The sequence below is a fragment of the Rickettsia endosymbiont of Culicoides newsteadi genome, from assembly GCF_002259525.1.
Classification (GTDB): Bacteria; Pseudomonadota; Alphaproteobacteria; order Rickettsiales; family Rickettsiaceae; genus Tisiphia.
On record NZ_MWZE01000127.1, the window covers coordinates 1 to 3144 of the forward strand.

Below are 3144 nucleotides of genomic sequence, written 5' to 3' on the forward strand. Positions count from 1 at the left end.
CAAGTGAAAATGCCTTGTTCAAATTGGTTTTTTGTGCTATAAAACAGATTACAGCAAAGTGGAATATGCCAATCCCAGATTGGGCGGTAACCGTTTCCCAGCTAGATATTTTCTTCCCTGATAGGTTGAATTTTAGACTATGATATTCTATACTGACACAGCTCAGCGAACGTTCTCAAGCAATCCAAAAAAGTGATTAAAAATGGATTGCCACGCCACCTACGGTGGCTCGCAATGACGGTTCTCAATTATTGTTTTCTTAAACTGACGCCTATGCGATGGAGCAACGCCTATAAGTAATAGGCGAGCATTGAGCGACAACGTCACCAACTTCTCATCAGTTGACTATAGTTATCTAATTCCCTAAGCAATACTATTCCCTCTAGGTCGGCTATTGCTTTTAATAGCAAGAGATGTAGAAGGACGGCAAGATGTAGTGGAAAGAGTTGTAGATGTGCTACCAATTATTTCTCTCATACTACGAGCTTTTTTCTTGATTTTTTCGATGTTCATTGTTTCTGCTTGCCCCTCACGTAATTTTGCTCCCATATCTTGAGATTGTTCAGTAGTAAGAATCTTCTTGCCTTTTGCCATTTTAATTAAATTATCTACAATGAAAGGTCCACAATCTTTATCGTTTTGTTGTTGTTTAGTCTTTAAATCAACGATTTCAGCATTATCAGGACAAACTTCTTTAATCATATCTAGTAACTCCTGTCGTTGATCTATAGGCGTTCCCATAGGATCATTATAGGTAAATACTATCTTATTATCCCTATCCTTAGTGATTGCTAAACTAACCCAGTGTTCATGTCCCGTATTAATTGGCATAACAGCATAGTCTTTTCCACTATTTACCGATACGATAGCTTCAAGCATAACATGTCGTAACATTTCATTGTTATACTGCTCAGAAGCTAGTGATACAGCTGGTTGGATAGAAACATTTTCGTTTAATGAGGCTTTTAGTAAATTGGATATATCCAAATCATTATACCAATAATTCTCTTTTGTTAGATTATTTTCCTGAGAGTATTCTACCTTGTTTTGTTTTGTTGGTATCGGTATTGCTTTTCTCCCTTCATTTGCCATTTGTTTAAAAGCATTGATAACTCTCTTAAGGACATTCTCTGGTTTATATTCATTTAGATTCTCTTGCATATCATGAACAGTTAAGCTGTTAATGCCAGGAACATCTTCCCTTTGTTTAACTTCAGCAGTAATATCAGAACTTCTTCCCTGACCTTGACCTAATGGGATGCAACCATTAGTAAAATTTTCAATGGTGTATCCCTGTTGAAGCGGTACAGTATATTTAGCTTGCTTGGCAAGATTCTGAAGTTTTTGTGGCTCAGATAGGTCAAAATATATATCAATAGGATTTATTTCTGTTCTACCAATATCTTTTTGGAATTGTTGAGATAATTGCGATATATAATTCTCTAGTTTTCTAGCACCACCAACTTTATCTTTTAAAATTTCTTCAACTTCTAACTTAATACCTAATTGTTGATCTTGGTTAATGATATCAAATTTGTTTGCAATAATATTAGCTACATCATCAATAGATGAAGGATTGCTGGCTACAATTACCCTAGTATTACCTAAGTCTTTTGCTGCTTTTACTACCTCAGTTAATCTCTCTTTATTAGGTAATCCCCCTGACAATAATATATTAGGAGGTCTGTTTAGAATCTCTGACTCTATTAAATTGCTAACTGGCATAGATTGGATGTGCGAAGTTTTTTCTTTAGCTATATGTTTTCTATCTACAGCCCTAACTTGGTCATTAGCATTGGCAAAAAACACATGATCAACATTAGAAAGAAGAGGTTTCCAACTAGTTGGAAAATTTTGATCTTGTGCATTATAATTACTAAAGGTCAAACAAACCTTAACCCCTAAGTTTTTTAAATTCGTTAAATCATTTTCATCAAATAATGGTTTTTCCATATTTGAATTAAATTGTATATTAAGTATGGGTGTTTTTTCTAAATCCTCAGATTTATCCAATATTTCATTTACTATATGATTCTTATCTAGTTTACCATCTTGCATGTAGGGTTTAAGCTCAATAGTTGATATTGCTGAGCTAATTTTAGACATATTGGTATTATGCTGAGTTTCTTGGCTTTCATGGCTACCGCCAATATTAAATAACACTACATTATTTTCTCCTTCCTTTGCTAATGACATATGTACCTCTAATTAACTATAATATCCAATGGCTGTCAGTTTAAACTAAAAAATAAGCAAGGTCAATTCTTCAAAGCAAAACAGTATATTAGTTGTATAATAATCTCACCCCCTTTAATAATATACTATTATAAACATGCACTAATATATTATTTATTGGTAGAGTTGATTAAATGGTAATAGTAATTGGCTATAAAAATAATATAGGGGAAAATAATGCATTGGAATGATGTTGACGAAATTGCTATGAGTTTAGAAGAAAATTATCCGGATGAAGATATATCTGAATTAACACTAAAAGACCTTGAAGACTTAATAAAATCATTAAGTGATTTTGACGATCATGAAATTGAACCAAATAAAGAGGTGTTAAAAGAGATTCTTGAAGCTTGGAGAGAAATGAAAGATGGTCATTTTGAGAATTAATAGCAAATTTCCCAATTCTTCCTAAATTGAAAAACCGTCATTGCGAGAAGGTCGTAAGGTCGACGAAGCAATCCAGAAAAGTGATTAGAAATGGATTGTCACACCACCTATGGTGGCTCGCAACGACGGTTTTTCAATTATTGTTTTCTTAAATTGACGCTTATGCTTTGGTGTGGGGTCTAGATTCCGTACCAAAATGGGAATGATGGTATGGACGAGTGAAGCGAAATATGCTTTACTTGTACGGAGTCAGCTGAAAAATAGTTTTCAGCTGCTCCAAATTAAATAATAATTTAATTAATAGGTCCATACCATGATAAATAATAGCATAAAAAATACTATAATAGGAATAGATTTAGCAAAAAATAGTATGCACTTGGTGCAAGTCGATCAAAATGGCAAAAAAATAGGTTACCAAAAAGTTACAAGAGATGAGTTAATAGCCTATTTAAGCAATCTCGATAAAAGTTCATTGGTAGCTATGGAGGCATGTGGAGGAGCTAATTATTGGTCACAGGAAAT

2 protein-coding genes and 2 pseudogenes are annotated in these 3144 nt (G+C 33.5%); 3 read left to right on the forward strand and 1 reads right to left on the reverse strand.

Annotation, left to right across the window (positions count from 1 at the left end; all coding sequences use genetic code 11):
- A pseudogene (locus RiCNE_RS08620) lies at window positions 1-143 on the forward strand (IS256 family transposase); the annotation flags it as partial.
- A gap of 220 nt (window positions 144-363) precedes the next feature.
- Here the strand turns inward: RiCNE_RS08620 and RiCNE_RS06655 are convergent.
- Window positions 364-2196, reverse strand: coding sequence for a Ulp1 family isopeptidase (locus RiCNE_RS06655; protein WP_094649783.1), 1833 nt, complete (start codon window positions 2194-2196; stop codon window positions 364-366).
- 216 nt (window positions 2197-2412) lie between these two features.
- On the opposite strand from RiCNE_RS06655, the gene iscX reads away from it, so the two are divergent.
- Together iscX and RiCNE_RS06665 are read left to right on the forward strand one after the other, a co-directional pair.
- On the forward strand, window positions 2413-2622 hold the full coding sequence (iscX, locus tag RiCNE_RS06660) for a Fe-S cluster assembly protein IscX (RefSeq protein ID WP_094649784.1): 210 nt from the start codon (window positions 2413-2415) through the stop codon (window positions 2620-2622).
- 313 nt (window positions 2623-2935) lie between these two features.
- A pseudogene (locus tag RiCNE_RS06665) lies at window positions 2936-3144 on the forward strand (IS110 family transposase); the annotation flags it as partial.